Origin of the sequence: Burkholderia sp. (genome assembly GCF_018375725.1) — a bacterium.
Lineage (GTDB): Bacteria > Pseudomonadota > Gammaproteobacteria > Burkholderiales > Burkholderiaceae > Burkholderia.
In genome coordinates, this window is the sequence record NZ_JAHACR010000366.1 from 1 (window position 1) to 3,760 (window position 3,760).

Consider the following 3,760-nt stretch of genomic DNA (forward strand, 5'->3'; position numbering starts at 1 on the left):
GTCTCGATCTGCGCGCCGCTGATCGCCGCGGGTTTTTCGCAGAGCACGGCCTTGCCGGCGGCGAGCGCTGCACGCGCATAATCGGCGTGGCTGCCGTTGAGCGTGGCGATGTAGATCGCATCGACGTCGCCGGCGAGGAGCATCTCGAGGGTGGCGGCGGGCGTGCCGCCGTGGGCCGCGCAGAACGCTGCTGCGGCGTCGGCGCGGCGCGCCCAGACGCCTGAAAGCGCGGCGCCGGGCACATGGGCGAGACTGTGCGCGAAGCGGCGCGCGATGCTGCCCGCACCGACGATGCCGAAACGTATCGGGCGTGTATCGAAATCGTTCATCCGGATCTCTGTGTCGGTCGTATCACGATGACCGACACCAAGCCGGCCTGCCGTCATGATAAACGGCAGGCCGGCGACCGGACGCGCACACTGCGCGCCGCGTCAGGCGCGCATGGGCACCTCGACGGAAAAGTCGCGCGAGATTTCGTCGGCGCTGAAGTCGATCAGCGCCAGCGAGGCCGCCTCGGCTTCGCGCGGATCCCGCCGCTCGATCGCATCGACGACGCGCGCATGCGCCTTGACGGCGACATCGTGTGCGCCTTCCTTCTGCGCGACGCGCGGGTTCACGAGCTTCACCGCGCCGCGCACGATCGCGGCCATCTGCTGGAAGAACTGGTTGCCGCTCGCGTGGACGATCCGCGTGTGCAGCAGTTCATCGGCCGCGTCGTAGCCGGCCTCGCCCGGCTGCAGTACCTTGAATGCCTCGAAGGCCTCCCGAATGCCGGCGACCTCGGTCGCGCTTGCGCGCACCGCCGCCTGCGCGCAGGCGCGCGGCTCGATCAGCATCCGGAATTCGATGACGTCGCGCATGAACTGCGGGTCGGGCTTGGCCCGGAACCGCCAGCTGACGACATCCTCGTCGATCATGCGCCAGTCGCGCATCGGCCGCACGCGCGTCCCGACCTTCGGGCGGACATCGAGCATGTCGCGTGCGAGCAGCATCGACAATGCCTCGCGCATCACCGTGCGGCTCACGTCGAAATCCTTCGACAGCACGTCCTGCGGCGGCAGGATGCCGCCGTACTTGTCCTCGACAATGCCCGCGACAAGTCCATCCATCACTTTAGCGACCAGTGACCGGTCTTTGCCCTGCTCCATGACACCTCCCCGTGCGTCTCTATTTACTGCGAATCACTGCTCCGCAGTTCCGCCGGCCCTGTTACCACTTTTGTTCTTATGATCTATAAGTTGATGAGTTTCGAGGCCGTTTCGCTATCTGGTAAACACCTGACAGGGTTATCCCTCCTCATGACAGGGAGATTGACGAGGCTTCAAAAAAAGCCCGGCAAGCGCGCTTGGCGCTTGCCGGGCCTCGATTTCAACCAGCGTTGACGACGCAGTGCAGGATGCACTGCATCTCGGTGTCGTCAGCCGCGCGGATACACGATCGTCTCGACGCCGCTCTCCGTGCCGAGCAGGCACAGATCCGCACCGCGTACCGCGAACAGTCCGACCGTCACGACGCCCGGCCAGCTGTTGATCTGTGCTTCGAGACCGCGCGGCTCGACAATCTGCAGACCTTTCACGTCGATGATCTCGTTGCCGTTGTCGGTGATGTACGGCGCACCGTCCTTCGTCACGCGCAGCACCGGCACGCCGCCCAGCGCCGCGACGCGCCGGCCGATCGCCGTGCGCGCCATCGGCACCACTTCGATCGGCAACGGAAACGCGCCGAGCACCGGCACACGCTTGCTGGCGTCCGCGATGCAGACGAAGGTCTCGGCGACCGACGCCACGATCTTCTCGCGCGTCAGTGCACCGCCGCCGCCCTTGATCATCGCGCCGCTCGCGTCGATCTCGTCCGCGCCGTCGACATAGACCTGCAGCGCATCGACGTCGTTCAGGTCGAAGACCTGGATGCCGTGCGCCTTCAGGCGCTCCGTCGTTGCGATCGAGCTGGATACCGCGCCGCGATAACGCGACTTGACGGCCGCGAGCGCGTCGATGAAGCAGTTGGCGGTCGAGCCGGTGCCGACACCGATCACCGCGCCTTCCGGCACGTTCTGGATCACGTAATCGGCCGCGGCCTGGCCGACGAGGCGTTTGAGTTCGTCTTGAGTCATGAGAGGGTGAGGCTGTGGGATGGCGGAAAACCGCCAGTTTACCGGAGTCGAATGCCCGTCAGCGCGATTGCGGCATGCGACAGCTCACCGCGTGCTGCCGGAATCCTGCGCGGGGTTCGCAGCCGGTTCCGCACCGCCGTATTTGTCGAGCAGCGCCTGCGCGATCGCTTCCGTTTCCGCATCCGCGTTGCCCGAATAGTCCGACGGTCGGAAATGCATCTGGAATGCGGCGAATACGGCGCGCGTGCGCGCATCGGGCACGCCGTCCGTCGGCACGTCGTAGCCGTAGCGCGCGAGTTTCTGCTGCAACGCCCGCACGTCGGTGCTGGCGTGCGGATCGCGCCCGGCGAGACGCGCGACGACCGTCGCGTCGTCAGGCCACGCGCCGACGCCAGCCTGCGCGAGCGCACGCCACGGAAACAGCGGCCCCGGATCGAGCTTGCGCTGCGGTGCGATGTCGCTGTGTCCGACCACACGCGTCGGCAAAATCCCGTCACGCGCGACGATATCCTTCGCCAGACGAATGAGCGCATCGACCTGCGCGGGCGGATACGGCTGCCAGTTGCGGCCCTGCGGCGTATCGACCGGACCGAGGTTGACGTTCTCGATACCGATCGATGCCGCGTTCAACTCCGTCGCGCCCTGCCATGCACTCACGCCCGCATGCCAGGCCCGCTGCGATTCCGGCACGAGCTGATAGACGACCGGCATGCCACGCTCGACGCGCGGATGCGCCGGCACCAGATAATGCGCGCTGACTTCGTCGTCCGTCAGCACGCGCAATGCGCCGGCCTCGTCGACCTGCGTGTAATGCATGACGAGGAAGCGCACGCGGGAGTCGACACTTTTCGCCGTGTGCGTCGTGTCGGCATAGTACGCGCCGCGATCGGTCAGGCCCGGCGTCGTGCAGGCTGACAGCGCCGCCGCGGCGAACAGCCCGGCGGCAACGCGAATGCACCGGCGCATCCCGTACGCCCCGCTCAGGCCGCCTTCACGCGCCGCTGCCGCACGGCTTCGTACAGGCACACGCCGCTCGCGACCGAGACGTTCAGGCTTTCGACGCTGCCCGCCATCGGAATGCTCATGACCTCGTCGCAGGTGTCGCGCGTGAGCCGGCGCATGCCTTCGCCCTCCGCTCCCATCACGAGCGCGACCGGGCCGTCGAGTTTGGTTTCGTAGACGGTCGCCGGCGCATCGTCCGACGTACCGATGACCCACACGCCTGCCTCTTTCAGCTCGCGCAGCGCACGCGCCAGATTCGTCACCGTGATGTACGGCACGGTATCGGCCGCGCCGCTCGCAACCTTGGCCGCCGTCGCGTTCAGGCCCACCGCGCGATCGCGCGGCGCGATCACCGCATGGGCGCCGGCCGCATCGGCCACGCGCAGGCATGCGCCGAGATTGTGCGGATCGGTCACGCCGTCCAGCACCAGCAGGAGCGCCGGCCCCGACAGGCCGTCGAGCAGTTCCGACAGGTTCTGCGCCAGCGGAATATCCTCGACGCGCGCGACGACGCCCTGGTGGCGCTCGGTGTGCGCAAGTCCCCAGAGACGCGTCTCGTCGGCCGCGATCAGCCGCACGCCCGCTTCCTTCGCGGTGTGCAGGAAATCCTGCATGCGGCGGTCGCGACGCGTCTGGTCGTACAAC

The 3,760-nt window shown here is 67.3% G+C and carries 5 protein-coding genes; all 5 read right to left on the reverse strand.

Features of this window, described 5'->3' with window-relative positions:
- The coding region (locus KH616_RS22775) for a Gfo/Idh/MocA family oxidoreductase (protein WP_292252162.1) at positions 1–329 on the reverse strand (329 nt) is incomplete at its 3' end.
- Positions 330–431: 102 nt separating this feature from the next.
- Positions 432–1,148: an FCD domain-containing protein gene (locus KH616_RS22780; RefSeq protein ID WP_292252163.1), complete on the reverse strand. Its 717-nt coding sequence runs from the start codon at positions 1,146–1,148 to the stop codon at positions 432–434.
- 269 nt (positions 1,149–1,417) lie between these two features.
- Positions 1,418–2,113: a ribose-5-phosphate isomerase RpiA gene (rpiA, locus tag KH616_RS22785; protein WP_292252164.1), complete on the reverse strand. Its 696-nt coding sequence runs from the start codon at positions 2,111–2,113 to the stop codon at positions 1,418–1,420.
- Positions 2,114–2,197: 84 nt separating this feature from the next.
- Entirely contained in the window at positions 2,198–3,079 is an 882-nt protein-coding gene (locus tag KH616_RS22790; RefSeq protein WP_292252166.1) for an N-acetylmuramoyl-L-alanine amidase, read from the reverse strand.
- A gap of 14 nt (positions 3,080–3,093) precedes the next feature.
- Positions 3,094–3,759: a 23S rRNA (guanosine(2251)-2'-O)-methyltransferase RlmB gene (gene rlmB, locus KH616_RS22795; RefSeq protein WP_292252165.1), complete on the reverse strand. Its 666-nt coding sequence runs from the start codon at positions 3,757–3,759 to the stop codon at positions 3,094–3,096.
- Position 3,760 lies beyond the last annotated feature (1 nt).

What these genes read in the sequence shown, in the direction of transcription:
- KH616_RS22780 (WP_292252163.1), bottom strand. Translation starts at nt 1,148, where the DNA reads ATGGAGCAGGGCAAAGACCGGTCACTGGTCGCTAAAGTGATGGATGGA.
- rpiA (WP_292252164.1), bottom strand. Translation starts at nt 2,113, where the DNA reads ATGACTCAAGACGAACTCAAACGCCTCGTCGGCCAGGCCGCGGCCGAT.
- KH616_RS22790 (WP_292252166.1), bottom strand. Translation starts at nt 3,079, where the DNA reads ATGCGCCGGTGCATTCGCGTTGCCGCCGGGCTGTTCGCCGCGGCGGCG.